General features: G+C 72.9%; 22 protein-coding genes. 3 read left to right on the forward strand and 19 right to left on the reverse strand.

What is annotated here, in order from left to right; translation table 11 throughout:
* Window positions 1-6: 6 nt before the first annotated feature.
* The 4 genes from AC3X7R_RS03445 to AC3X7R_RS03460 form a co-directional block, all read right to left on the reverse strand.
* Window positions 7-2,925 (reverse strand): ABC transporter permease subunit, encoded by a 2,919-nt coding sequence (locus tag AC3X7R_RS03445; RefSeq protein WP_489964159.1) that lies wholly within the window; start codon window positions 2,923-2,925, stop codon window positions 7-9.
* A complete protein-coding gene (locus AC3X7R_RS03450) occupies window positions 2,922-3,605 on the reverse strand; it encodes an ABC transporter ATP-binding protein (protein ID WP_489964160.1) in 684 nt (227 codons plus the stop codon). The genes AC3X7R_RS03445 and AC3X7R_RS03450 overlap by 4 nt, the downstream gene beginning before the upstream one ends.
* Window positions 3,606-3,654: 49 nt before the next feature.
* Window positions 3,655-5,016, reverse strand: coding sequence for a type 1 periplasmic-binding domain-containing protein (locus tag AC3X7R_RS03455; RefSeq protein WP_489964161.1), 1,362 nt, complete (start codon window positions 5,014-5,016; stop codon window positions 3,655-3,657).
* 65 nt (window positions 5,017-5,081) lie between these two features.
* Window positions 5,082-7,193 carry a hypothetical protein gene (locus tag AC3X7R_RS03460; RefSeq protein ID WP_489964162.1) on the reverse strand — a complete coding sequence of 704 codons (2,112 nt, stop codon included), beginning with the start codon at window positions 7,191-7,193 and terminating at the stop codon, window positions 5,082-5,084.
* 80 nt (window positions 7,194-7,273) lie between these two features.
* Between AC3X7R_RS03460 and AC3X7R_RS03465 the strand changes: the two genes are divergently transcribed.
* A complete protein-coding gene (locus AC3X7R_RS03465; RefSeq protein WP_489964163.1) occupies window positions 7,274-7,945 on the forward strand; it encodes a class E sortase in 672 nt (223 codons plus the stop codon).
* Window position 7,946: 1 nt separating this feature from the next.
* Window positions 7,947-8,102, forward strand: coding sequence for a hypothetical protein (locus AC3X7R_RS03470; RefSeq protein WP_489964164.1), 156 nt, complete (start codon window positions 7,947-7,949; stop codon window positions 8,100-8,102).
* A 23-nt stretch (window positions 8,103-8,125) separates the two neighbouring features.
* Here AC3X7R_RS03470 and AC3X7R_RS03475 read toward each other — a convergent pair whose 3' ends face one another.
* The 14 genes from AC3X7R_RS03475 to AC3X7R_RS03540 form a co-directional block, all read right to left on the reverse strand.
* Window positions 8,126-8,878 (reverse strand): maleate cis-trans isomerase family protein, encoded by a 753-nt coding sequence (locus AC3X7R_RS03475; RefSeq protein WP_489964165.1) that lies wholly within the window; start codon window positions 8,876-8,878, stop codon window positions 8,126-8,128.
* Complete coding sequence (locus AC3X7R_RS03480) at window positions 8,875-9,570, reverse strand: hypothetical protein (protein ID WP_489964166.1); 696 nt, start codon at window positions 9,568-9,570, stop codon at window positions 8,875-8,877. Before AC3X7R_RS03480 ends, AC3X7R_RS03475 begins: the two co-directional genes overlap by 4 nt.
* The gene (locus AC3X7R_RS03485; protein WP_489964167.1) at window positions 9,570-10,373 is read right to left on the reverse strand and encodes an SDR family NAD(P)-dependent oxidoreductase; all 804 of its coding nucleotides are present in this window, start codon (window positions 10,371-10,373) and stop codon (window positions 9,570-9,572) included. The genes AC3X7R_RS03480 and AC3X7R_RS03485 overlap by 1 nt, the downstream gene beginning before the upstream one ends.
* Window positions 10,370-11,323: a hypothetical protein gene (locus AC3X7R_RS03490; RefSeq protein ID WP_489964168.1), complete on the reverse strand. Its 954-nt coding sequence runs from the start codon at window positions 11,321-11,323 to the stop codon at window positions 10,370-10,372. Before AC3X7R_RS03490 ends, AC3X7R_RS03485 begins: the two co-directional genes overlap by 4 nt.
* Window positions 11,320-12,060, reverse strand: a complete 741-nt coding sequence (locus AC3X7R_RS03495) for a hypothetical protein (RefSeq protein ID WP_489964169.1) — start codon at window positions 12,058-12,060, stop codon at window positions 11,320-11,322. The genes AC3X7R_RS03490 and AC3X7R_RS03495 overlap by 4 nt, the downstream gene beginning before the upstream one ends.
* Window positions 12,057-13,358: an aromatic ring-hydroxylating dioxygenase subunit alpha gene (locus tag AC3X7R_RS03500; RefSeq protein WP_489964170.1), complete on the reverse strand. Its 1,302-nt coding sequence runs from the start codon at window positions 13,356-13,358 to the stop codon at window positions 12,057-12,059. Before AC3X7R_RS03500 ends, AC3X7R_RS03495 begins: the two co-directional genes overlap by 4 nt.
* 11 nt (window positions 13,359-13,369) lie before the next feature.
* On the reverse strand, window positions 13,370-14,371 hold the full coding sequence (locus AC3X7R_RS03505; protein ID WP_489964171.1) for an alpha/beta hydrolase family protein: 1,002 nt from the start codon (window positions 14,369-14,371) through the stop codon (window positions 13,370-13,372).
* Window positions 14,372-14,381: 10 nt separating this feature from the next.
* Window positions 14,382-15,191, reverse strand: a complete 810-nt coding sequence (locus tag AC3X7R_RS03510) for a hypothetical protein (protein WP_489964172.1) — start codon at window positions 15,189-15,191, stop codon at window positions 14,382-14,384.
* An 85-nt stretch (window positions 15,192-15,276) separates the two neighbouring features.
* Entirely contained in the window at window positions 15,277-16,716 is a 1,440-nt protein-coding gene (locus AC3X7R_RS03515) for an aldehyde dehydrogenase family protein (RefSeq protein ID WP_489964173.1), read from the reverse strand.
* Complete coding sequence (locus AC3X7R_RS03520; protein ID WP_489964174.1) at window positions 16,713-17,927, reverse strand: FAD-dependent oxidoreductase; 1,215 nt, start codon at window positions 17,925-17,927, stop codon at window positions 16,713-16,715. The genes AC3X7R_RS03515 and AC3X7R_RS03520 overlap by 4 nt, the downstream gene beginning before the upstream one ends.
* Window positions 17,920-18,840 carry an isocitrate lyase/PEP mutase family protein gene (locus tag AC3X7R_RS03525; protein WP_489964175.1) on the reverse strand — a complete coding sequence of 307 codons (921 nt, stop codon included), beginning with the start codon at window positions 18,838-18,840 and terminating at the stop codon, window positions 17,920-17,922. The genes AC3X7R_RS03520 and AC3X7R_RS03525 overlap by 8 nt, the downstream gene beginning before the upstream one ends.
* The gene (locus AC3X7R_RS03530; protein ID WP_489964176.1) at window positions 18,837-20,345 is read right to left on the reverse strand and encodes an aldehyde dehydrogenase family protein; all 1,509 of its coding nucleotides are present in this window, start codon (window positions 20,343-20,345) and stop codon (window positions 18,837-18,839) included. The genes AC3X7R_RS03525 and AC3X7R_RS03530 overlap by 4 nt, the downstream gene beginning before the upstream one ends.
* On the reverse strand, window positions 20,342-21,646 hold the full coding sequence (locus AC3X7R_RS03535) for an acyl-CoA dehydrogenase family protein (protein WP_489964177.1): 1,305 nt from the start codon (window positions 21,644-21,646) through the stop codon (window positions 20,342-20,344). Before AC3X7R_RS03535 ends, AC3X7R_RS03530 begins: the two co-directional genes overlap by 4 nt.
* On the reverse strand, window positions 21,643-22,929 hold the full coding sequence (locus tag AC3X7R_RS03540) for a flavin reductase (protein ID WP_489964178.1): 1,287 nt from the start codon (window positions 22,927-22,929) through the stop codon (window positions 21,643-21,645). Before AC3X7R_RS03540 ends, AC3X7R_RS03535 begins: the two co-directional genes overlap by 4 nt.
* Window positions 22,930-23,078: 149 nt before the next feature.
* Here AC3X7R_RS03540 and AC3X7R_RS03545 point away from each other — a divergent pair, with 149 nt between their 5' ends.
* Window positions 23,079-23,789, forward strand: coding sequence for a GntR family transcriptional regulator (locus AC3X7R_RS03545; protein WP_489964179.1), 711 nt, complete (start codon window positions 23,079-23,081; stop codon window positions 23,787-23,789).
* Window positions 23,790-23,810: 21 nt separating this feature from the next.
* On the opposite strand, the gene AC3X7R_RS03550 is transcribed toward AC3X7R_RS03545, so the two are convergent.
* Entirely contained in the window at window positions 23,811-25,463 is a 1,653-nt protein-coding gene (locus tag AC3X7R_RS03550) for a nitrilase-related carbon-nitrogen hydrolase (protein ID WP_489964180.1), read from the reverse strand.
* Window position 25,464: the final 1 nt, after the last annotated feature.

A 25,464-nucleotide genomic window follows, 5' to 3' on the forward strand; every position in this document is an offset into this window, starting at 1 on the left:
CTTGGCTCAGGGGTGGTATTGCGGGGCAGCTGCGGACAGGGGGTCGAGCGGCTTCGTGGCGACGGGAGGCAGGGCGCCTCCGGCGCGGACGGCGGAACGGGAGATCGCGCTCTCGTCGGTGCCGAGGTAGGACCTGACCACCTCGGGATGCTCACGCACCTCGTCCGGGGTGCCGACCGCGACGACCCGGCCGAGGTTCATCGCGACCATCCGGTCGCACAGGTGGGAGAGCAGCGGGAGGTCGTGCTCGATCACGATCATCGTGGTGCCGAGCTCGCGGCGGATCCCGTGCAGCAGCTCGCCGAGCGACTCGCTCTCGCTCTGCGCGATGCCGGCCGACGGCTCGTCGAGGAGCAGCACCCGGGGCTCCAGGGCGAGCAGGCTGGCCAGCTCGACCACCCTGCGCGTGCCCGTCGACAGCTCGGAGATCTGCCGGCGGGCGAAGGGGGTGAGGGCCATCCGCTCGAGCAGCTCAGCGGCCTTCTCCTCCTTGCGCCGCTCGGCCTCCCGGGCACCCATCATCGCGGTCCAGAGCCGGGACGGCTCGAGCCGCTCCTGGGCCAGCATCAGGGTCTCCTGCACGGTCAGCGTGCCGAAGAGGGCCGCGTCCTGGAACGACCTGACCAGCCCGACGCGGGCCCGCTGCTCGGGCGTGCGGCCGGTCACGTCGCGACCGCCGTAGCCGACCCGGCCCGCGTCGGGGGCGGTGAAGCCGGCGATGATCTCGAAGAGCGTCGTCTTGCCCGCGCCGTTGGGCCCGATGATGCCGACGATCTCGCCCTGGACGGCCTCCAGGCTGACGCCGTCGACCGCCACCACGCCGCCGAAGCGGCGGGAGACGCCGTCCACCGAGAGCACCGGGAGACCGTCGGGCTGGGGCTCGTGACGACCCTCGCGGCGCAGCCCCTCCAGACGGAGACTGGAGGAGAGCGGCGACGGCGGCTTGTGGTCCGCGCCGTGCCGGGCCTGCCGCACGTCGATGCCGGCCCGGCGGGCGACGCCGTCCGCCCACCAGTCGCGGGCCCGGGCGATCAGGCCGCCCAGTCCGTCGGGCAGCATCACGACCACCAGGAGCCAGCCGATCGACAGCGCGGCGCTCCCGGCCAGCCCCAGGCTGAACATGCTGGGGATGCCGACGAGGATGATCGCCCCGAGGATCGGCCCGCCGGTCAGCACCAGGCCGCCCACGACCGCGATCGCCACCACGTCGATGCTCGCCGAGGCCGGGAACGAGTTGACCGTGAGCTGCGTCTGGCCGTGCCCGATCACGGCCCCGCCCAGCCCGGCGACGGCGCCCGAGATCGCGAAGACCTGCATCTTCCGCATCCGCGCGCCGACGGTGAAGGCCCGCGCCGCGTCCTCGTTGTCACGGATCGCCTGCAGGGTGCGGCCGAAGCCGCTGTGCCGCAGGTTGCCCACCACCCACGTGGCCACGACCAGCATCAGCAGGGCGAAGAGGTAGTAGTCCACGGCCAGCGTCAGCGGGTAGCCGAAGACCGTGGGCTTGGCCGGCTGGACGCCGAAGCCCAGGAAGCTGTCGAGCCGCAGCAGCCAGCTCGTGGTGGCCAGCGCCAGGGCCAGCGTGGAGACGGCGAGCGCGAGACCCTGCAGCCGCATGGCCGGGATCCCGACCAGCGCCGAGGAGGCCGCTGCGGCCGCGATGCCGGCGGCCAGGCCCAGGACGAAGCTGCCGGTGTTGTGCACGGCGTGCACCGAGACGGCGGCGCCGATGCCGGCGTAGGCGAACTGGCCCAGCGAGAGCTGGCCGGAGACACCGGTGAGCAGCCCGACGGAGAGGCCGACGAGCGCGAAGCCGACGACGTTGGTCATCGCCGAGGCCGTGGAGTTGGAGACCACGTAGGCGAGGCCCACCGCCGCCCCGACCAGGGTGGCGCCCATGACCCGGGGGAACCAGCGGACCGCCCACAGCCTCCGGTACTCCGCCGGCAGCGGTCTCATCACGATCCGCTGCCAGCCGACCCGCTCGCGGGCGGCGCGGCCCAGGGCGGGCTGCCGGAGCAGCGCGACCACGATCACCAGACCGAGCGCCAGCGGCACGGCGTTCCGGGTGTCGGGGTTGGAGAGCAGCAGCTGCTCGAGCACGCCCACACCCAGCGAGGCGACCACCGCGATCGGGATCGAGGACATCCGCGCGATGACGGCGCCGGCCAGTCCCTTGAGCAGGATGTCCGGGCCGAGGGTGTCGATCGACTGGCCGGCGGTGGTCGGGGTGACCAGCATCGCGGAGAAGGCGGCGACGGCGCCGGCGATCGCCCAGGCCAGCGTGGCCATCCGACGAGCCGGGATGCCCTCCAGCAGCGCGCCGTCCTCGTCGTCGGCGGCCGCGCGGATGGCGACCCCGACCCGGTGCTCGCGCAGGAACCAGGCCAGCGCGACGAGCAGGACCGGACCGAGGACGACCATCGCGACGTACGGCGTGCTGATCGTGGTCGCACCGAGCTCGAACTGCGGCAGCCCCGGCGGCCGGGGGAAGGTGAAGCCGCTGACCCCGTCGGCGTTGATGATCAGGGCGGCGATCAGGATGAACTGGGAGAGCCCCAGCGTCGCGATCATCCCGATCATCGTGGGGCGCCCGGTCAGGCGCCGGACCACCAGCCACTCGATGCCGGCCGCCAGCCCCGCGGCCACCGCCATGGCCAGCACGAAGGAGAGCCAGTACGGCACCCCCCAGTCGGCGGCGAGGAGCCCCAGGACGGAGGCGCCGAAGACGCCGATCGAGCCGTGGGCGAAGTTGACGAACCGGCTCGACCGGTAGACCAGCACCAGGCCGATCGCCAGCAGGCCGTAGGTCAGCCCGGCGAAGAGGCCCAGCAGCAGCCGGTCGACGCCGAAGTCGAAGCCGGCCAGCGAGAACCGCAGGTCGGTCAGGGCCATGACGTCGGGTGCGTCCAGCACGATGCTCATACCGCCTCCGCCACGTGGCCGCCGAGCATCAGGGCCCGGATCCGGTCGGGGTCGGCCGCGAGGGCGGCCGCGGTGTCCTCCGCGATGACCTCGCCCTTCTCCATCACGTAGGCCCGGTGGACCAGGGAGAGGGCGACGTTGACCGACTGCTCGACGACGAGGACCGAGGTGCCCCGCTCGTTGAGCCGGCGGACCAGCTCGCACAGGCCGCCGACCACGACGGGTGCCAGGCCCAGCGAGAACTCGTCGATCACCAGCAGCTCGGGGTCGTTCACGATCGCCTTGGCCAGCGCGAGCATCTGCCGCTCACCGCCCGACAGGGTGGCGGCGGGCTGGTTGCGACGGGCGTCGAGCCGCGGGAAGATCACCAGCGCGGCCTCGACGGCCTCCTTGACCCACTTCTTGTCCTTGGCCGCGTAGCCGTGCATCGTCAGGTTGTCGACCACGCTGAGCGAGCCGAAGGTGGACTGCCCGATCACCTGGCTCAGCCCCGCCTGCACCCGCTTGCGCGGCGACCAGGAGGTGGCGTCGAGGCCGCCGAGGTGGACCGATCCCGAGCTGGGGGCGAGGAGCCCGCCGATCACCCGGAGGGTGGTGGACTTGCCCACCCCGTTGGGGCCGAGCAGGGCCACCATCTCGCCGCGCTCCACCCGGAGCGAGGCACCGAAGAGGACCTGCACCGGACCGTAAGACGCGTCGAGCCCCTCGCACCTCAGCGCGGGGGCCGCGTCACTTCGTGTCGAAAGGGACATCGTCGCCCTCGTAGCGGAAGCAGTCGCAGTCTTCGGAGAACCTCATCACCCGGTAGGCCCCGGCCGCGGCACGGGTGCCGTCGCCCATCGCGTTGCCGAAGCCCGAGGCGGTCTGGAAGTCGCCCCCGTCCCTGTCGACGACCTCGCCCCAGGCGGCCGCGTTGAGGGGACCGTCGACGCCGTCCGCACCCAGCTTGAGGAGCCGGGCCGCGTCGCAGTAGGGCAGTGCCACGCGCGCGGCCTCGCGGGTCTCGAAGGTCTCCCCGGCCTCGGCGTAGATGTCGAGGCACTCCTGCTCGGCGCCCTCGGCCGGGAACGGCATCACGTCGTCGGCGACGTCCTGGGGCGGGTGGAAGCCGATGCCGACCATCCCCTTCATCGTGTCGCTGGGGACGGTGCCCGGGTTGTTGACGAAGAACGAGGGGTTGTCGTAGCTGGAGATGGCGTAGGTGGCGTCGAACTCCTTCGAGCCGGCGATGGTCGCGAACATCGAAGCCAGCCGCGAGCCGCCCAGGAACATCACCCGGTCGATGCCCGCGGTGGCGAAGGTGATCGCGCCCTGCTCCAGGCCCATGTACAAGGTGCCGATGTCGGTGGTGTCGACCCACGCGACCTCGGCGTCGATCCCGAGCTTCTTCAGCTGCGGCACGCCGAGGTTCTTCACGGTCCGGTCGTTGACCGGGGAGTCGGCGGCCACGATCGCGACCTTGTCGCGGCCCTCGAAGAAGCCCTCCTTGGCGAGCGCCTCGATGTAGGAGGAGACGAAGGCGTCGTACTCGGGGAAGCTCGGCGCCCACAGGTAGGGGGACAGCTCCTCGTAGAGCACGCGGTCGTTGGCCACCAGCGAGATGTCGAGCATCAGCGTCTTCCGCTGGGCGTAGCAGGGGCGGGCGTTCGACTGGTACTGGCCGGTGAGCACCACCGCGAACGCCTTCTCGTCCTGGGTGACCTCGTTGCAGAGCTGCTCCTCGGTGGCCGGGGAGTCGGTCTCTGCGTTGTACCACCGGAAGACCGCGTCGAGCGTGCGTCCACCGAGGCCGCCGTTGTCGTTGACCCAGTCCTCCAGGGCCTGCACCTGCTTCTCGGGGTCACCGATGGAGGCGGTCGTGAAGCCGGTCGTCTCCTTGACCTTGTCGAGGTCGACCGCGACGAAGACGACCTTGACCGACTCGTCGGTGGTGCCGGGTCCTGCCGTGGCGGTGTCCACCTCGTCCCCACCGCCGGGCAGCAGGGCGCCGCAGCCCACCAGGGCCAGGCAGAGGGCGGCGCAGGTCAGCCCGGAGCGCATCAGCAGCGAGCGGTCTGTGCGGCGTGAACGGCGTTCCCTTGCGTGAGCCATGGCTCCCTCTCGATCGGGCGTGGCCGGAACTATATACGATATCTGTTTCCGCGCCAGGTCAGTCGTCAGGGTTTGTCGGCGGGCGTGAGCTCCCGGGTCGCCATCCAGCGGTCCAGGGCGACGAGATCGATCACCGCGTCGTCCGCGACCGGGGCCTGGTCCGCGGCGGCGCCGACACCCCCGCCGGCGGCCCGCGCCGCCTGCAGCTCCCACCAGCGCGCGAGGGTGGCCAGGTCGATGACCGCCTCCCCGTCCCGGGCGGGCGGCGCCCCGGCCGCGACAGGGGCCGCGAGGGCCGTGACCAGGTCGGGTCGGGTGCGTCGACTGCGCCGACGCACCGCCCACGCGATCAGCACCACCCCGAGCAGGTTGGCTGCGAGCAGCCCCCAGGGGTAGGTCTGCCAGCTCAGGGCGAAGCCGCCGATCTCGCCGTCGCCGACCCGCCCCGAGACCAGGTAGGTCCCGATGGCGCCCGTGGGCAGCGAGATCGGGACCTCGATGACCCGGGTCTCCCCCGGCGCCAGGGTGCCGAGGCCGTCGCTGACGTAGACCGGGTCGGCCTTCTCGTCCTTGCCCACGGCGATGGTCAGGCCCGGGGCCCGCGCCTCGTCCGGGCCGACGTTCTCCAGCGACAGCCTGAGCACCCGCGAGGGCGCTCCCCCGAAGAGGTCGCCCAGGTCTGCCGAGCCCACGAGCACCGCCTCGGTGACCGCGACCTCCCCGCTGCGGGCCACCGGCTCGGGGGCGCCCCCGGCCTCCTCGTCGACCTCCTCGTCGACCTCTCCGTCGACCACGTCGACGTCGAGGTCGAGCGGCGCGGGGATCTCGACCGGCGTCACGACCGACGGGGTCACGGAGCGCGGCACCGTGCTGGGGGGCGTGGCCTGCTGCTCGGGCGGCCCTCCGCCCCCACCCTTGCGGGGTCCGGTCTCGCGCCCGGGCCCGGAGGCGGTCAGCCCCGCCTCCGAGAGGTCCAGGGTGGCCGAGAGGGCGCCGCCCGCGCGCTGCACGGCCCGGACCTCGACGACCTCGCGACGCGACGGCACCGGGAACCTGGCGCGGATCCGTCCGCGCGGGCCGGCCTTGACGACCACCCGGGGACCCACCTGCTTGCCGTCCGCGTCACGCAGGCTCAGCCGGACCGGCTTGCCCGGGTCCCACTGGTCCCCCACCAGCCGCCACTTCCGGGGGCCGGCCTTCTCGTGCGCCGAGACGGTCGGCTCACCGAGGAGCTGGACGGCGGTCTCGACCACCAGCGGCACGTCCCCGAGGACCGTGGCGCGCACGAGGCCGTCGCCGGGGACGACGTCCTCGGGCACGGGGATCCAGGCGACGGACGAGCCGTCGGCCGCCGTGGGGACGGTGACCGGGAGACCGCAGGTGGCGGGCACCTCCGGCTCCTCGGCCCCACCACAGAGGGTGAGGTCGACGGGACGCTCGGAGGGGAAGCCGCTGAGGGTCACCTCGACCGTATCGCCCGCCCGGGCCGCGCCGGTGAGCCGCTGGCCGGCGACCTGGGAGACCAGCAGGGCGGTGCCGGGCGAGACGACGTAGGGGGTGGCCACCGCGGGGTCCAGCGGCGCGGTGGCCGGGTTGACGCCGCCGGGCACCCCCTCGGCCTGCCCGTTGCAGACGATCCGCTGCCCGAGTGCGGGCAGGTCGTAGACCACTCCGCGCAGGACCAGGGAGTAGGAGCCCGCCAGGGTCAGGGGCAGGGCCCCGGTGGCACTGGTCGCCGGGATCGCCGTCGCCCCCGGGGCGAGGGTGAAGGCGACGGCCGCCGACGGCAGGCTGGTGCGGACCCCTGCGGAGTCCAGCGTGTCGAGGAGGTACGTCGCCGTCCCCGTCGTCTCCACGGGCTGCGCGGCGACGGCCGGACCACCCGAGGCGCCCACCGTCAGGCCACGGGCACCGCCCACCGCGGTCGCTCCGCTGGTGGCGAGTCGGAGCTCCGGAGGCACGGGCGCGACCGTCCAGGGCTCCAGCGCCGTGCTCACGTCGACGTGACCCTCGAGGTCCTCGACCGCGGCCAGCGGGGCCGGGACGTAGGTCCAGCATCCGCCCGAGGGCACGATCGCGGGCACCTCGGCCGCCGCGCTGCCGGAGGCGAGCCCGGGCAGCACCGAGCCGACGACGACCGCGAGCGCGAGGAAGCCGCGGAGACGTCTGTTCGGCATGCACACTCCTGAGCGACTGGACAGCGCGCGAGGGGACTGGATCACCTGGGACAGCAGACTCTAGATGATATATTGATGCGGTGTCGAGCAGGTGGAGGACCGCAAGCGCCACGACCGTCCGCCTCCTCGCCGAGCTGATGCTGACCGCCGGGGCGCTCCTCGCGGCCCTCGCGTTCTACCTCCTGGTCTGGACCAACGTGCAGACCAGCTACGCCCAGGCCGACCACCTGGAGGAGTTCCGCGCCGAGCAGCGCGCGCACCCCCAGGGGCGCACGGTGGAGCCCCGCACCGGCGACGGCCTCAACGTGCTGCACATCCCCCGACTCGGCTCCGACTGGGAGTGGGTGGTGGTCGAGGGCGTCGACCTCGAGACGCTCAACGACGGCCCCGGCCACTTCCCCGGCACCGCGCTGCCCGGCAAGGTCGGCAACTACGCCGTCGCCGGTCACCGCGCCACCCACGGCGAGCCGTTCGCCGCCCTCGACCAGCTGGTCGAGGGCGACAAGGTCCACGTGGAGGCGGCGGACGGCTGGTACACCTACCAGGTGACCTGGTCCCGGATCATCGCCCCCACGCAGGTCGACGTCGTCGCCCCGGTGCCGGGCCAGCCCGGCCGCAAGCCCACCGCCCGGACCATGACGCTGGTGACCTGCCACCCGCGGTGGGGCTCGACGGAGCGCCTGGTGGTCGGCGCCCAGCTGGTCGAGCGGAGATCCCCCGCGGCCGGCCCCCCGGACGAGCTGGAGGCCTGAGATGTACGCGTGGATCTGGCGGATGCTGCCGGGCCCGATCCCGGCCAAGGTCGTCCAGTGCCTGCTGCTGGTGGTGCTCGTGCTGGTGGTCCTCTTCTCGTGGGCCTTCCCCGCCCTGGAGCCGCACCTGCCGATCGACCAGGTCGTCGTGGGCTGATCGCCGGGTCGAGCGGGCGGGGGTCAGAAGTCCCGCAGCAGCGCCCCGTAGCCGTGCAGACGGTCCTTGATGCCGTTCTCACGCAGCGCCATCCACCAGGTGGCGGCGTTGATCGCGATCACCGGCTTGCCCAGCCAGCGCTCCGCCTCGTCGGCGAGCTCGGTCATGCAGAGGTTGGTGCCGCACTGGACGATCGCGTCCACGTCGTCGTCGTCGACCGCCCACAACGCTTGGCGCAGGGTCCGCTCGCTCACCTGGGCGATCGACACCGCGCTGCGACAGCTCAGCCCCTTGATGCGGCCCACCTCGAAGCCGAGCTCGGTGAAGAAGCGGCGCACGTTCGCGTCCCCGAGCGGGGTGTAGGGGGTGACGACGGCGATCTTCCGCGCACCGAACAGGCGCAGGGCGCGCTCGCACGCCTCCGCGCCGGTGGCCACGCCCAGACCGCCCGAGAGCTCCTGGATCTGCTGGACGAACTGACGGTTGCCCTCCACGCCGTCCCAGAAGGTCTCGGCGCTCATGCCCATCACCAGGTAGTCGGGCTCCATGGTCATGATGCCCTCGACGCAGTCGGCCATCGAGGCCCGGATCTGCTCGAGCAGGGCCTCCATCCCCTCGTCGTCGCCGATCCGTCCGTCCCGGATCAGGATCCGCCCGTAGTGGGAGGTCACGCCCGGCACCCGCATCATGTCGAACTCCGGCTGGACGATGGTGTTGGTGCTCGGCGCGATGACGCCGAACTTGCGGCGCCAGCCCAACCGGTCGATCCCGCTCATGCCGTGATCTCCTGCTGCTCGTCGGTGGCCGCCCGTTCGGGACGCGCGGTCAGCTGCTGGTGCAGCCACAGCGCACCCAGCAGGAAGCAGAGCTGCACCGCCGAGTTGGTCAGCTGCTCGGCCCACTGCAGCTCGGCGGACTGGTTCGGTTGCGCGGCCAGGGGCGGGAGCACGTTGGTGCCCAGCACGTAGACGACGAAGAGCACACCCACCGACCTCTTGCCCTGCCGGAACGCGTGGACCGCCGCCGTCAGCCCCAGGAAGGTGGCGCCCACCGCCGCCGCGATCAGCAGCGGCCAGGTGTCCCCCATCCAGAGGGCGCCCACGGCCGCGGCGACGGGGAAGGCGGCGAACGGCCACGGCGTCACCGTGCTGCCGCGGACCGCGCTGAGCAGTGCCCAGGACAGGGCCGCGAACCCGAAGGAGAGGCAGGGGAAGAGGAGGTTCTCCAGGATCGGGTACTCCCAGCACCCGGCGGCCACCAGGAGCTTCCAGACGGCCTTGCCCAGCCCGCCCAGGGTGACCACCAGGGCGCCGGCGAGGGCGACCGGGAAGGCGCTGGGCACCCGCCCGCGCACCGCCCGGGCCACGAAGACCAGGGCCGCGCCGGCCAGCACGACCGGGACGAAGTCCTCGAGGGCGAGCGCGAGGCCGTACTCGGCGCAGACGTCCACCCCGCCGGCGGCCGCCATCAGCGGGCCTCGGCGAAGATGTCGCGCTTGGTGAAGGAGGCCGTCATGAAGCGGCGCGCCGCCTTGCCCCGCGTCAGCCAGGCGACCCGGGCGCCGTGCGTGCTGGCAGCCAGGACCCGGTCGGCCAACCAGGGGGTCACCGTCTCCACCCGGTCGCCCAGGATGTTGAAGACCTTCTTGACCTTCTCGAACCCGGCGGGGTCGTCGGCGTAGTCGCCCACCAGCAGGTCGGTGGCCACGATGCCGGGCGAGAGGAACCCGACCTTGACCGGCGTGCCCTTGGTCTGACGCACCAGCGCCTCGGTGAGGTACTGCACGGCGCGCTTGGAAGCGCCGTAGACGGCCATGCCGTCCTGGTGCTCGCCACGGGAGCCGAATCCCTCCATGTTCCAGATCCAGCCGCCCCCGGGCTGCGCGGCCATCCCCTCGGACGCCACGGCACAGCCGTTGAGCACCCCCACGACGTTGACCGCCAGGACGGCCTCGACCTCGACCGGGTCGCTGCTGTGCAGCGCGCCCCGGCCGGTGGAGAGCCCGGCGTTGTTGATCCACACGTCGACCCGGCCGAAGGTCGCCGTGGCGTGGCCCCACAGCAGCTGCACGGCCTCCCGGTCGGAGACGTCGGCGGCCAGGCCGGTGGCCCGCTCCCCCGCGCCGAGCTCGGCCAGCGCCTTGGCGACCGCCTCGGGGGTCCGGCCGCAGATGACCACCCGGCACCCGCGGGCCAGCAGCTCACGGGCCAGGCCGAGGCCGATGCCCCGGGTGCCGCCGGTGACGACGACCACCCGCTCCCCGACGCTCATCGCGGCTCCCAGGCGAGCGACCCGTGCACGAAGTGCGTGCTGGTGTCCCCCCGGAGCAGCTGCCAGACGACGGCCAGCTCCCGGGTGTCGGGGTCGATGAGGAACTCACGCCCCTTGACCTTCTCCACCCCCGCAGCATCCGGGCCGACCAGGTGCTGGCTGGTGAAGAGCGCCCGGCCGTAGGCGGTCGCGTTGCCGTAGACCTCGGGGCCCTCGAACATCGTGCGCGCCCCGTCGCGGTAGCGGTCGAAGGTGTACTGCCGGTCCAGGTCACCGACCCAGGTGACCCGCTGGCGCGCGGAGCGCAACGACGTCGGGTCGTGCTCGATCGTCACCTCGACCTTGCCCTCGCTCACCTGGTCGGCGCCGTTGACGAAGAGCGTCCCGACCCAGGCGCCTGCCTGCTTGGTGGGCAGCACCTGGGGCCGGGAGCCGCGCTGCTGCTCCAGCTCACGCCACTGGTCGACGAACCGCTGCGTCGCGGGGTTGGTCTCCCGGTCCAGGGTCCGCTTGTAGACGCCGTTGAAGACCGCGCACACCGACCAGCCGTCGTGCAGGACCGAGGAGTAGACCTGGGTCTCCCCGTCGGCCAGCACCTGGTTCCAGGTGCGCAGGTCGGCCTGCCATCCCGGGGAGTAGTAGTGCGCGTCGACGAAGAGGCCGTAGGGCTGCCCGGTCCCGTAGAAGTCGGGTCCGGTGTAGACCCGGTTCTCGTCGGAGTCCACCACGCCGAAGTCGAACTGGGCGCCCAGCTCGAAGCGGCTGCGCAGCGGGCCGGAGCCCGACAGCTTGGAGTCCATCCAGTAGCGGGTCCCCTGCTCGGTCACCTCGCTGGCACGGGCGATGGACTCGAAGCCGACGTGGTTGCCCTGCGCGTCGAAGAGGCCGGGGATCCCGTGCCACTCCCCCTCGATCCGCTTCTGCCACTCACTGGCCTCGGCCTTGGTCATGCCGGCAGCTCGTTGCTCACCAGCTGGGCCCGGATGCCCTCCGCCACCGGCTCGGTGATGAGACGGGAGATCTGCGCCCACACCTTGTCCACCTCGGGGCTGAAGAGCAGGCCCCGGTTGCGGGCGTCGCGCGCGGCCAGGTCGGTGTCGGCCAGGTCGGCCAGCACCTCGGCCGGCACGTCGCCCTCGACCAGGGAGAACCAGTGCTCCAGGTAGGCGGCGACCGGCTTGTCGAGCTGGCCGAAGGCCTCCGGGGTGGCGCGGCTCGCCAGCATCCAGGCGGACATCACGGTGAGCTGACGGTTGTCCAGCTCCGCGCGGGAGAGGCCCTCCAGGGCGACGACCTCCTTGTAGCTGTCGGTCAGCGGGGTGTGGGCCCAGTCGTTGTAGACCATGTGGGTCCCCGCGTCGGCGCGCTGGATCAGGTCGAGGTGGAAGGCCAGGTGGCCCCCGGCCGCCACCGAGTCCAGGGTGAAGTGCGGGACCGGGCTGTCCTCGGGCATGAAGGCGAAGACCATGTGGCTGTCGAGCCCGATCTGCGGCACCACGATCCCCACGTAGACCGCCTTGGCGATCCGCTCGCCGGAGAAGATGCGCACCGACCCGACCGGGTCGGGGCCCATCGCGGAGTGCAGGACCTGGTAGGCCCCGCCGTCCGCCCCGGTGATCTCGGTGAGCCCGCCTCGGGCGACCAGGTTCTCGAGGGTGCTGGTGCAGAGGTCTGCGGGGAGGCTCATGCCTTCACTTCCTTGTCCTGGGTGGGGTCCTGGGTGAGGTCCTGGGTGAGGTCCTGGGTGGGCTCCTGGGTGAGCTCCTGGGTGGCGGGTGCCGCCGGCTCGGGGTCGTCCATCACGAGCCGGCGCTCCTTGCGCACCGGCACCTCGGACTCGCCCCGGCCCATCCGAAGCTCGCGGCTGCGGACCTCCTTGTAGTTCCAGGCGCTGGCGAGCTCGGGGACCTCCTTGCGCACCGGGGACGGGATGACCCGCGCCTCGACCCGGGCCGGGCCCTCACCCACGATGGTGTTGTCCTCCACCCCCCAGCCGGCCTCGATCAGCTCCTGGCGACGACGGCGGTACTTGATCGCGTTGTAGTCGCTCTTGACGTGCAGCTCGGCCGAGAGGTCGAAGGGCAGCAGCTCGGGCCGGACGGCGTCGACGATCGCCTGGTCCTCGTAGAGGACCTTGAAGATGCGACGACGGGCGTCACGGTCGGCCCAGGCCCCCTTGAAGAAGGACCGGAGCGCGACGAACTTGACGAGCGTGGTCTCCTCGTCGATCGGGATGTTGACGTCGAAGATCTTCAGCGCCCCCATGGGGGTGCCGATCTCCAGCAGGATCATGTTGGGCAGCCACCAGGTGGTGGAGACCGGCACGGGGGGCCGGTCGGCCAGGGCCTGCCGGTTCGGGTTGATCATCCCCCACAGGCCCTTGGAGCGCGGCGGGTTGAGCTCGATCGAGACCTTGCAGTGCCACTCGGACTCCTCGATCTGGAACTCGGGGACCTCGGGCTTCTCCTTGTTGCCGAAGACGCCGCCGTGCACGAACGGCGTGTGCGCGACGTCGACGCCGTTCTCGAGGATCCGCTCGTAGTTCGAGTTCCACAGGAACTGCCCGGTCACGGCGCGGTAGTTGACGTCGTCGTCGATGACCGACCAGTCGGGGAGCGGCGGCCGCTCCTCCTCGGGCAGGTCGCCCATGTAGACCCAGACGAACTTGTACTTCTCCTGCGTCGGGTAGGAGTCGACCCGCGCCTTGCGCGGGATCCCCTTCTCGGGGTGTGCCGGGATCCGCTCCACGACGCCCGCCGGGTTGTACTCCCAGCCGTGGTAGGGGCAGACGACGCAGTCGCCCTTGAGCTCACCGTCGGAGAGCGCTGCGCCACGGTGCACGCACAGGTCCGAGAGCGCCACGACGGAGTTGTCGCTGTGCTTGCGGTACAGCACCAGCTGCTGACCCAGGAGCTTGACCTTCATCGGCTTCCCGGGCTTCACGTCGGAGCTGAACTCCACCGCGTACCAGAAGTTCTTGAACATTGCGGTTCCTCCTAGCGACGACTCACGTCGGCGATCTCGGGTCTGCGATGGTCGTCCCATCGATCCAGCGCGGCCTTGGACTCGGTGTCACCGATGAGCCCGGCCGCGAAGAAGGTGGTCACGAGGTCGGCGAGCACGCCGCGCAGGTGATCCTGGTCGGCGCCGCTCGGCTCCTCCAGGAAGCCGCGCGCGGACGTCGCGTCCTCGGGTGCCGCCGGCAGCATGTGGCCGGCTCCGGCGAGCCTCACCAGCCACGCCTCGGCGGCCAGGGGCAGCGCCTCGCGCCAGGTCCGCTCCACCGGGTCGTGTCCCGGCGCGCCGGCCTTCTCGCCGTAGCGGACGGCACTGGCGGCGACCACGCCGTCGGCCGTGCCGGCGACCAGCATCACGGCCGCCTCGGCGGGGGAGGTCAGCAGCGTGCCCGCCTCGAAGCCGAGCTGTTGGGAGGCCATGGTGTGGGCACCGTAGGTGGCCACGGCACGGACCTGGGGGAACCAGGCCGCACGAGCCGACTGGAGCGCCACCGTGCCGCCCGCGGAGTGCCCGAAGACACCGACCCGGTCCAGGTCCAGGAGGCCGGCCAGGGGACCCGCCCCCTGCGCCTCGGACAACGCGGCGAGCAGGGCACCGAGCGCGGGCGTGGTCGGGCGCGACCCGTAGCTCTGCGGCGAGACCGCGTCGAGGTCGACGCCGGGGGTGAGCCCGTGCTGGCCGGGGAAGAGCTCGCCGACCCAGTCGAAGGTCACGCAGACCATGCCGGCCCGGGCCAGCGAGACGGCCAGCCCCAGGTAGCCGGCGGAGGCCACGTTGATCCCGGGCAGCACGACCACCACCGGGTAGGGGGCGCCGGCCGGATCGGCAGGCAGCACGCCGCTCATCCGCTCCAGCTCGGTGCGCGCCGCGAGCGCCGGGTAGCGCACCGTGACGTGCATCGTGTCGAAGGGCGCCACCGCGCCCGGTACGCGCACGGCTGTGCGGTGGCTGCGCACCGGTCCGGGGTCGGCGATCTCCATGGGGAACCCCTCAGCGCTGGTGCGGCCGGGGAAGCTGACGGTCTCCACCCCAGAGGGCGCGCACCAGCTGCTGGGTCATCTCGGGCCCGAAGAACCGGTCCCCCATCTCGTTGGCGGGGTCGCGCTCCGCGATGTTGCGGCGCACCAGCTCGTCCTGGGCGGCGAGGGCGGCCTGCTCCTCGACCGGGACCGGCTGCGCCTCGTCCACCCAGCCCAGCCAGCGGTCGAGGTGGCGCTCGGCCAGGTCGGTGACGAGGTCGGTGGTCCGGCTGTCGCCCGGGCCCATCATGCAGTAGGCCGTGGGCGAGAGGCTGGCGCGCACGAAGGCGCTGCGGCTCACGAAGGGCTCCAGCCAGTCGTTCTCCGCCTGGACCCGCTCCCACTCGGCGTTGAGGGGTGCGTAGTAGGCGTCGAACGACTCGGTGTCGGTCAGCAGGTTGGAGCGCGGCACGGAGTCGAGGAAGAGCCAGCCCTGCGGGAAGGCACCGAGGGCCATGCCGAAGTGCGGCACCCGCACCTGCGGGCCGAGCCAGATGGTCAGGTGCACGTTGACGAAGCCGGCGGCGGCGTTCTCCATGTGCGAGTGGACCATCCAGTCGATCTCGGGTCCGGCGTAGCCGCGCACGCTGCCCGAGGGCCCGTTCTCGCTGGTGAACGCCTCCAGCTCCAGGGTCGAGGGGTCGCGCTCGAGGGCGAACCGCTCCTGCACCTTGGCGCTGAGCCGGTCGACGAGCGCCTTCCAGTCGGCGAAGAGCGCCGTCACGTCGGTGGGGCCTGCGTCGTCGAAGTACTCCTGCACCGACTTGAGGTTCTGAGTCATGCGTCTCCCTCTCGTGAACGGCCTGCTCAAAATAATATATTCTATCATCGTTGCCCGTCAGGCAACGGCCCAGAAGAAGTGGTCCTCAATCTCCCGGGCTCGGGTACGCCGAGGCGGAGAGTCCCGCAGCACCTGCCCGGAAGGCGCCTGGCAGGTGGGTCACGCACGGCTGGACGTACTCCAGCAGCCCGTCGTCGCCGTACTCCCGGCCCCAGCCCGAGCGCTTGACCCCGCCGAACGGCGCGTGCAGCGCCATCCCGGTGCGGTTGTGGGTGTTGACGAAGGTGAACCCCGCCTCCAGCCGCTCGGCCACCTCGAAGGCCCGCTCCTCGTCGGCCGACCAGACCGACGCCCCCAGGCCGAGCTCCCCGGAGTTGGCGCGGGCCACGGCCTCCTCGACCGAGTCGTAGCCCAGCACCGGCAGGGTCGGACCGAACTGCTCAGCGGCCACCACGGGGCTGTCGTCGCTGGCTCCGAGGACCAGCGTGGGCCGCACGTAGTGACCACGCGACAGGTCGCCGACCACGGTGCCGATCTCGACCACCTCGGCACCCTCCCCCGCGGCCCGGGCGACCAGCTCGCGCACCCGTGCCGCCGAGCCGGCGCTGACCACGGGGCCCATGGTCACCCCGGCGGTCAGCGGATCGCCGACGTGCAGCACCCGGCCGGCCGCCCGCACCAGTCCGGCGACGACCTCCTCGAGCCGCTCCGCCGGGACGTAGAGGCGCTTCAGCGCCATGCAGACCTGTCCACTGGTGGCGAACGCCGCCATCACCAGGCGCTCGTACGCCGCGTCGTCCAGGTCGGCGTCCGGCAGCAGCAGCGCGGGGTCGTTGCCGCCGAGCTCGAGCACGCTCGGGGTCAGGCTGCGCCCGGCCAGCGACGCGATCGCCCGCCCCGCGACGTCGCCCCCGGTGAAGGCGACCCGGGAGACCAGCTCGTGCCCGACCAGCGCCGTGGCCGTCTCGACCTCACCGTGCACCACGCTCAGCAGGTGCTCGGGCACCGCCGCGGCCACCGTCTCCAGGAACCGGCCGGCGGCGAACGGTGCCAGCGGCGACGGCTTCACCACGACGGCGTTGCCGGCCGCCAGGGCGGGTGCCACCTTGAGCGCGGCGAGCACCAGGGGCGCGTTCCACGGGGTGATCGCCGCGACCACCCCGAACGGACGGTGCCTGGTCCGCAGCCGGCCGCGTCCGTCGTCCTGGTGCCGGTCGGCCAGCACCTCGACCGCCCGGCCGGCGTACCAGCGCAGCACCGCCGCCGCGAACCCCGCCTCGCCGCGGGCGTCGGCCAGCACCTTGCCGGTCTCCCGGGCCGCCAGCTCGGCGAGCTCGTCCAGCAGGGGGTCGAGCGCGTCCGCGGCCCGCAGCAGCAGGGCCGCGCGCTCGGCCACCGGGGTCCGGGCCCACGCCACCTGCGCGAGGGCGGCCGCCCGGACCTGGGCGTCCACCTGCGCAGGGGTGGTGGTCCCGACCGTCCCGACCACCTCGTCGGGACGGGCCGGGTTGTGGCGGGTGATCACTGCGGCGTCCCGCCGACCATCGCCACCGGACGCCCGCCCCGCAGCGAGTTGATCATCGAGGTGTTGAGCAGGTGCGCGCGCATCCGCACCGGGTCGGCGGCCAGCGCGCGCAGCTCGTCGTGGTAGGCCCGCTGCGCCTCCGGGTCCGTCTGGCGCAGCCGCTCCCAGTTGTCGTGCGTGATGGTCTTGACGTAGGAGAGCGCCACCTGTCGCCGTGCCTCGCACGCCTCATCCAGCTCGGCCAGCGTGCCGGTGCCGGTCAGCAGCCGCACCAGGGCGGTGGCCTCGAGGACCGCGTCGTGCAGCCCGCTGTTCATGCCCATGCCGCCGAGGGGGTTGTTGATGTGCGCCGCGTCGCCGACCAGGACCAGGCGTCCCTTGCGGAAGGTGTCGGCCACCCGCTGGTGCACCCGGTAGAGCGTCGTGTGCAGGACGTCCCAGTCGCGGCCGAGGTCGGCGACGCCGGTCAGGCGCGCCTGGATCCGCGCGGGGTCGATCTCCACCTCGTCGGCCGTCTCGGGGTCCGTCGGGAAGAGGATCCGCCAGTGCTCGGGGGTGCGGAGCAGCACCAGCCACTCGTCCGGGTCGAAGACGTAGTTGACCGCTGCGACGCCCGGCAGGATCGAGGCCAGGTCCTCGGTGGTCGAGGCCACCAGGAAGCGCTCGGGGTAGGTCATCCCCTCGAACTCGAAGCCGGCGCTCTGCCGCACCTGGGAGCTGGCGCCGTCCGCGCCCACCACCCAGTCGGCGGTGAGCACGTCACCGGCCGCCGTGGTGACCCGCGCGCGCTCCCCGACGGTCTCGGCCCGCACCACCCGCTGGGAGAACTCCACCTGCACGTGGTCCAGCTCGCCCAGGGCCGCCAGGAGGATCGGGGTCAGCTTGCTCTGCTCGCACTGGACCCGGAACGGGAACCGGGTGTCCTCGGCCAGGACCCCCAGGTCGAGGTCGGCGATCGGCCCGGTGCGGCGGTCGCGGTACTGGAAGCCGGTGGAGACGAGCCCGCGCTCCATCAGCGGCTCGAGCACCCCGAGCTCGTCCAGCATCTCCAGGCTCGGCGGGTGGTAGGTCGAGGCGCGCGACTCGGCCGCCAGGCCCTCGCCCGCCTCCAGGACCCGCACGCCGATCCCGGCCCGTGCCAGGACGAGCGCGGCGGTCAGGCCGACCGGTCCCGCGCCGACCACGATCACCGTCTGCTGGTCGTCACTCATCTGCTTGGCTCCTCACCCCTGCCGCCACGGGGGCGGCGTAGCGCTGTTCGTCGTCGAGCAGCCCGGGCAGTCCGACGAGGTCGTTCAGCTCGGGCCAGGTCAGGCGGTCCACGCGCCCGGAGTGGCCGGTGGTCACGATCTGCTCCATCGTGCGGCGGACGGCGTGCGCCGCGGCCAGCAGCGCGGAGACCGGGTGGATCACCAGCCGCACCCCGACCTGGTAGAGCTCGTCGTCGCCGGGACCGGCGTCGATCGCGCCCCCCGCCTCGGACCGGTTGTAGACCTGCGGGGTCCGGTGACCGCGGGCGGCCAGGGCGGCGGCGACCTCACCCAGCTCGGCGAGCCCCGCGCCCTCCACGAAGACCGCATCGGCGCCGGCGTCGGCGAAGGCCAGGCAGCGCTCCACCACCGAGTCCAGCCCTCGCACCGACAGCGCGTCGGTGCGGGCCACGACCACCAGGCCGGTGCCCGCCTCGACCGCGGCCCGGACCCGGCCGGCGGCCTCGGCCACGTCGACCACCGACTTGCCCGCCAGGTGCCCGCACCGCTTGGGCGACACCTGGTCCTCCAGGTGGAGCCCGGCGATCCCGGCGGCGGCGTAGGCCCTGGTGGTCTGCCGGGCCTGGAGGGCATGGCCGTAGCCGGTGTCGGCGTCCGCGAGCAGCGGCACCCCGCCCAGGGACGGCATCAGCGAGGCGGCCCGGCGGGCAAGGTCGGTGCCGTGCACGAAGCCGAGGTCGGGCACGCCCAGGTCGACCGCGGAGACCGTGGCCCCCGAGAGGCACACCGCGGAGGCACCGGCCTGCGCGGCGAGGGCCGCGGTGACGGCGTCGAAGACGCCGGGCAGCCGGACCACCTCCGGACCGTCGAGCAGGTCCCTCAGCCGCCGGCTGGAGGGAGTCGCGCTCGTCATCTTCCGTGCAGCGCGAAGCCGCCCTCGACGCCGACCACCCGGGCACAGGTGAAGACCCGGATCGTCTCGGTGGTGCCCTCCTCGCCCATGCCCGAGAGCCCCCAGGCCGGGCGAGGCGTCATCAGGTGGAGACTCATGATCGTCGAGCCGTTCACCTTGACCTCTCCCGCGTGCACCTGGCGGGCCACCGCGAGCGCCGCCTCGGTGTCGGCGCCGACGACGTAGCCCTCGAGACCGAACGGCGTGCCGTTGGCCAGGGCCACCGCCTCGGCCAGGTCGGCATAGGGGTGGACCGTGGCGACGGGTCCGAACATCTCGTCCTCGGCCGCCTCGGACGGCACGCCGGTGAGCAGCGTGGGAGCCAGGAAGCTGCCCCCCGAGTCGGGGAGCGGCGTGAAGGAGTGCTCGGTGCCGCCCGCGGCGACCCGGGTCCCGATCTCGGCACGCAGGCGGGCGAGGTGGCTCGGGTGCACGATCGGCCCCAGCTCGGTGGCCGGATCCAGTGGGTCGCCGACCCGCAGGTCCGCCAGCCGGTCGCCGATCCGCTTGACCAGGTCGTCGGCCATCTCCTCCGGCACCACCAGGCGGCCCAGCGCCCGGCACCACTGGCCGTTGAGGGTGGTCAGCAGGTCGGCCGCGGCACGGGCCGCGTCCTCGACGTCGGCGTCCGGCATGACCACGAGCGGGTTGTTGCCGCCGAGCTCGAGCTGGAGGGCGGTGAAGTTCTCCGCACAGGCGGCGGCGATCGCGCGGCCCGCGGCCAGGCCGCCGGTGAAGGAGACCGCGCGCACCCGCCGGTCGCTGACCAGCCGGCCGCCGACCGACGCGCCACCCTGCAGCAGCTGGAACGTCCCGGGGTCCACCTCGTGCTCGGTCAGCACCCGGTCGACCACGCGGGCCAGCTCGGTGGTCCCCCACGGCGCGTACTCGCTGGGCTTGAGCAGCGTCGGCGCGCCGGCCGCGAGCGCGGAGGCGATCTTGTGGGCCGCCATCGGGGCGGGGGCGTTCCACGGCACCAAGCAGAGCGCGGGGCCCAGCGGCAGCCGGTGCACCTCGACCTGGTGACCGGAGTCGCCGACCCGGGTCTCGAGCAGCACCCCCGCGCGCAGCATCTCGGCGGCGAGGTGGAAGGCGCCGGGGACGATGACGCCGACGATGCTGGTCTGGGCGACCGGTACGCCGGTGGCGAGCGACTCGAGGGCGGAGAGCCGCGGGAGCTCGGCCGCGAGGGCCTCGCCGACGGCATCGAGGAGGTGGGCCCGCCGTTCGACCGGGACGCCGCTCCACGCCGAGGTGACGTGCGCCCGGTGCGCGGCCGCCAGCGCGGCGTCGACGTCGTCCGTGCCGCTGGCCACGGCGTCGCCCAGAGCCTCGCCGGTGAACGGGTCGACCAGGGCGAGTCCCAGGAGGTCGCCCGGTGCCGACCAGACGCCGTCGACGAGCTGCTCCACGGCCGGGATCACCAGGTCGGCGCGGCGCACCGCCTCCACCGGGACCTCGCTCATGCGCGCTCCCCGACCGGCTTCTGGAAGCTGTCGGTCGTGGTGAGGCCCTCCCAGCCCTCGTGCTCCACGATCATCTTGGCCAGGTCCAGCTTGCCGCGCTCCGCAGGGAACGCCTGCACCAGCCCCATGGCGGTGTCGCGGACGGCCCGGCCGGTGACGTTGCCCATCAGGGCGCCGGAGGTGCCGCACATCTTCAGGGCCGCGAGGGCGACCTCGTGGGCGTGCTCGCAGATGGCGCCCTTCGCGAGCTTCCAGGACTGCACGACCTCGTTCTTGGGCAGGAGCGGCGGGTCGCTGGCCTCGAGGTCGACCTGACGACGCAGCCACAGGTGGGCCTCGGCGAGGTGCCGCTCGCCGTCCCCGATGATCACCTGGTGCATCGGGCTGGAGGCGATCGGCTTGCCCGTGTCGGCGAAGGTGGCACGCATGGTGCGGTCGAGCGCGAAGCTCCACGCGCCCTGCGCGATCCCGGCATAGATGGAGGCGATGGCGATCTGGTTGCCGACCCACGAGCCCCGTGACATCTGGGTGGCCCGGGTGAAGGCACCCGGCACGGCGAGCGCCAGCTCGTCGGGGACGAAGCAGTCCTCGAGGACCAGGCCGTTGTTGTCCGAGGCGCGCATCCCCAGCCCGGTCCACGGCGCCCGCGGGCGGGCGCCCGCGGTGGCCCGCGGCACCAGGAACAGCGTCAGGGCGTCCAGCCCCTCGACGTCGTCGCGGCGAGCCGTCACCAGGTAGTAGTCGGCGGACCCGGAGAGGCAGCCGAAGGACTTCTCGCCGTTGAGCAGCCACCCGCCGTCGGTGCGGGTCGCGGTGGTGCGGATCAGCACGTTGGCGTTCGAGGCCTTGACCGCCTCGCTGGCGAAGTTTCCGATGGCCTTCTTCTCCGTCCCCATCAGGTGCAGCACCTTGTGCGCGAAGGCCCGGACCTCCGGCGCCTCCTCGTCGCTGTAGAGGCCGGCGTCCAGCGCCGCCAGGGGAAGCATGCCCCGTGAGGAGGACGAGCAGTGGAAGAAGAAGGCAAGTGCCGTGGAGCCGCACACCGTGCCGAGCGCGTAGGTGGTGGCGGCGAGGTCACGCAGCCCGCCCCCCAGACCGCCGAACTCCTCGGGCACCACCAGGCCCAGCAGCCCGGCGTCGCCGAGCAGCTTGAGGTGCCCCTCGGGCAGTGCACCCACCTCGTCGGCGGCCTCGGCGGCCGCGGCGATCGTCGGCAGCACGGACTCGACGCGCCGGGCGCGCTCCCGCTCCGCCTCGGTGAGGTCGGGGAACACGAGCTCTGCGGTGGTCTTCGGGGTCATCCTGCTGCTCCTACGATCTGGGGTCCGCTGGGCTCGGCCAGCGACGAGGTGGTCTGGGGGGTGGGGGCGCCGGCACGGAGGTCCCGGGCCAGGACCGCCAGGGCGGCGGAGTCGACGGGGGTGTGCACGTCGACCTCCTCGAGAAGTCGGATCAGGTCCTCGGTCGCCACCGCCCCGTCGATGCCGGCGAGGGTGGTGTCGAAGTGGCGCACCCCGCTCTTGAGGGCGATGATCGCCTTGACCAGGCCGAGACGGTCGCGGTCGTGGAGGCCCATCCGCAGCGGCACCGGACGCGCCAGCGCCACCGCCTCCTGGAGGAAGGCGCGCACCCGCAGCGGGGTCGCGGAGCCCGCCGTGTCGGGGACGCCGATCTCGAGCACGCGGAGCGCCGCGAGCCGCTCGACGGCGTCGAGGACGGCGTCGAGGCGCTCGGGGGCGAACGGGTCCTGGATCCGCACGGCGGTGCGGGGGGCGATGCCGTCCAGGGTCGCGAGGAGCTCCTCGGTCCGGCCTGGCTCCGTGGGGTCCAAGGAGATCTCCACGGTGCTGACACCCGCGGCGAGGACGAGGTCGGCCTGGGCCCGATCGGCGACCAGCACGCTGGCGGTCTCCAGCGGCAGGGTGCGGGGCACCATGGCGGCGGCCTCCTCGAGGCTCACGGCGCTCGTCAGGTCGGCCACCCGCACCCGGGCACCGGCGGCTGCCACGCCGGCGGCGACGTGGGCGACCTCCTGGTCCCGCGCGGCGGCTGCCAACCCTGCGACCACGCCGGGGTCGGAGAGCGCGGCCACGTCGGGCAGCACGTCGGCGAACTGGCCCCAGCCGCGGGCGTGGAAGAGCAACGGGGCCGAACGACGGGCCGCGCGGGCCCCCACGACCTCGCCGACGAAGATCGTGTGGTCCCCGCCGGGGTAGGCGTGCACCACCCGGCAGTCGAACCAGCCCAGCGCCGAGTCGAGCAGCGGCACCCCGGTCTGGTCGGTCGACCAGCTCTCGCCGGCGAACCGGTCGACACTGTCGTCCATCCCCGCGAACCGCCGGCCGACGTCGGTCTGGTCCTTCGCGAGGACGTTGACCCCGAAGATCCCGCTCGCCGCGATCAGCTGGTGGGAGTAGAGCGTCTTGGTGAGGCAGATCGAGACCAGCGGCGGCTCCAGGCTCACGCTGGAGAACGAGCTGGCCGTCATCCCGTGCCACGCACCGTCGCCCGACAGCGTCGTCACCACGGTGACCCCGCTGGGCCACTGGCTCATGACGTCTCGGAACGTCGTCGTGTCGACCATCTCGGCACCTCCTTCCAACAGAATATACGATATCTGTTTTGGGAGCGAGGGGCTGGCGGGGGATGATGAGGGGAGATCCGGGGCCGCGGAATATATGATCGTCGTCGGTGGCTGCAGGAGCACCACACCTACGTCCTTGGGAGCACCAGATGAGTCGTCGCGCCAGCGCTGCCAAGGGAGTTCGGCCGATCGAGCACCACTCGCTGGTCGACCGCGTCACCGACGAGCTGCACCGCGCGATCCTCAACGGCGACCTCGCCCCCGGCTCCACCGTGTCGATCGTCGACCTCTGCCAGCGCTTCGACATCAGCCACATCCCGGTGCGCGAGGCCCTGCGCCGACTGGAGAGCGAGGGCGTGATCAGCCTGCGCCCCGGGCGCTCGGCCCTGGTGGCGACGCTGACCAGCGAGGAGCTGGCCAACATCTACGCGCTGCGCAAGCTGATCGAGGGCGACCTGATCTCCCGCGCCGGCAAGGAGTTCTCCGACGAGCGCCTGGCCGAGGCCGAGGAGGCGCTGGACGAGTACATCGGCATCGAGCGCGAGCCCGCCGCCCTGGCCGCGAAGCACCACGCCTTCCACGAGGCCGTGCTGCACGACGCGATCGGTCCTGCCGACGCCAACGTGCTGAGCCTGCTCTGGAAGGCCTCCGACCGCTACCTGCACCTGCTGATGCAGGACCTCGACCATCACCCCGAGACCCAGCAGCGGCGCATCGACGAGCACCGCCAGCTGCTCGACCTCGCCCGGGCGGGCAAGGCCGAGCAGCTGCGGGAGGCCTGGATCGCCCACCTCGAGAGCACCGAGACCGCGCTGCTCGAGGCCCTGGCCGTCCGCGAGGCCGCGTCCGCCGCCGGCTGAGCCGCGAGCGCCGGCCGGCCGCTACCGGACCAGCGCGTCGAGCAGCCGCCAGGGGCGGCCGTCGACCACGTCGGTGCCCCTGCTGACGAACCGGTTCGTCGCACAGGCGGGACGCAGTGCGCCGGCGAGCAGCGGGCCCTCCGTGGTCACCAGCTCGGGACGGCTGATCACCCCGGCGAACGGGTTGCGCCAGGCGCCCCACAGGGTGAAGTCGGCCGAGAGCGGGATCAGGGCTGCTCCGCCCCACTGCGCGGCACGCGCGGAGACGGCGAGGTTCAGCCGGTTCTCCGCGGCCCGCTCCAGCAGCAGCAGGTCGAGGTCGTGCGGCTCCGCCACGGTGAACGGGACGGCGACCACATCGGCGTCGGCCAGCGCGGCGAGCCGGAAGGTCTCGGGGTAGAGCGCGTCGTCCCCGACCACCACGGCGAGCCGGCCCCAGGGGGCCTGGTGCACCACGACCGCCGGGTCGGGGAGCGCCGGCGCCGGCAGCTCACCGTGGCGGCGGCTGCGGTGCAGCACCGGCTGCACCAGCTCGACGCCGGCCGCCGAGACCACCACCCCCACATGGGCGCCGCCGGCGTCCAGCACGCTGGTGACGACCAGGGTGCCGGTGCCCGCCAGGGCCTGGCACAGGGCCTCGGGCAGGAGGGCCGGGTCGGCGGGAGCCCCGGCGAGGCCGTCGGCGTGCGCGGCCAGCTCGGGCAGCACCACCAGGTCGGCACCGTCGGCGATCGCGGCGGCGACCAGCGCCGGGACGTCGTCGTGCGGGGACGGCGAGAGGGCGCACGCCCGGATCTCGTCGGCTCCCGCGGGCGCACGCCGTCCGTGCGGCTCCGCGGCCAGGGGCGCGTACGCCGCCGGGCGCCGTTCCGCCATCACGTCCGTGCCGTCCGGGCGGGTCTTGTCGTCGGCCAGGGACAGGTCGATCTCCGCCAGGATGACCGCCTCCCCGGTGCGCGGCCCGATCGCCACCACGGTGCCGTCCGGGGCCACCACCTGGCTCTCCCCCGCGCCGTGCAGCCGGTCGACCGGCACGCCGACCTGGGCCGCCACCTTCTCGATGCTGTGCTCGGGGACCAGCGGCCCGACCTTGTTGGCTGCGACCACCCACACCTTGTTCTCCGCGGCGCGCACCGGCACGTGCAGGGACGCCTCGTCGAGCGCGAAGGAGTTGAGGCTGTTGAGCAGCAGCTGCGCGCCCTCGACGGCCAACGTCCGCGGCGTCTCGAAGATCACGCCGTCCATGCAGGAGTAGAGCCCGATCCGGCCGATCGAGGTCTCGACCACGCCGGCCCGGTCGACCGCGCCGTCGAGGTGGTCGCGCTCGGAGCCCATCAGCACCTGCTTGTCGCTCACCGCCAGGACCGTGCCGTCGGGTCCGAGCAGGATGTTGCTGCCGGCGACGCGCCCGTCCTCACGGGCCAGGGTCACGTTGGCCATCAGGTGGATCGCGTGCTTCTCCGCGCGGCCGGCCAGGGCGGCGACGAACTCGCCGTCGAGGCTCTGGGCGTGCCGACGGGCGTGCTCACGATCGGCGTACCAGGAGACGTGGTTGCCGAACTCCGGCAGCACCACCAGCTCGGCGCCCTGGGCGACCGCACTGTCGATCATCCGCAGGGCGGTCTCGAGGTTGGCCCCGGCGTCCTCCCCCACGGCGTACTGCACGGCGGCCACA

Source organism: Nocardioides sp. Z22_16 (assembly GCF_058134365.1).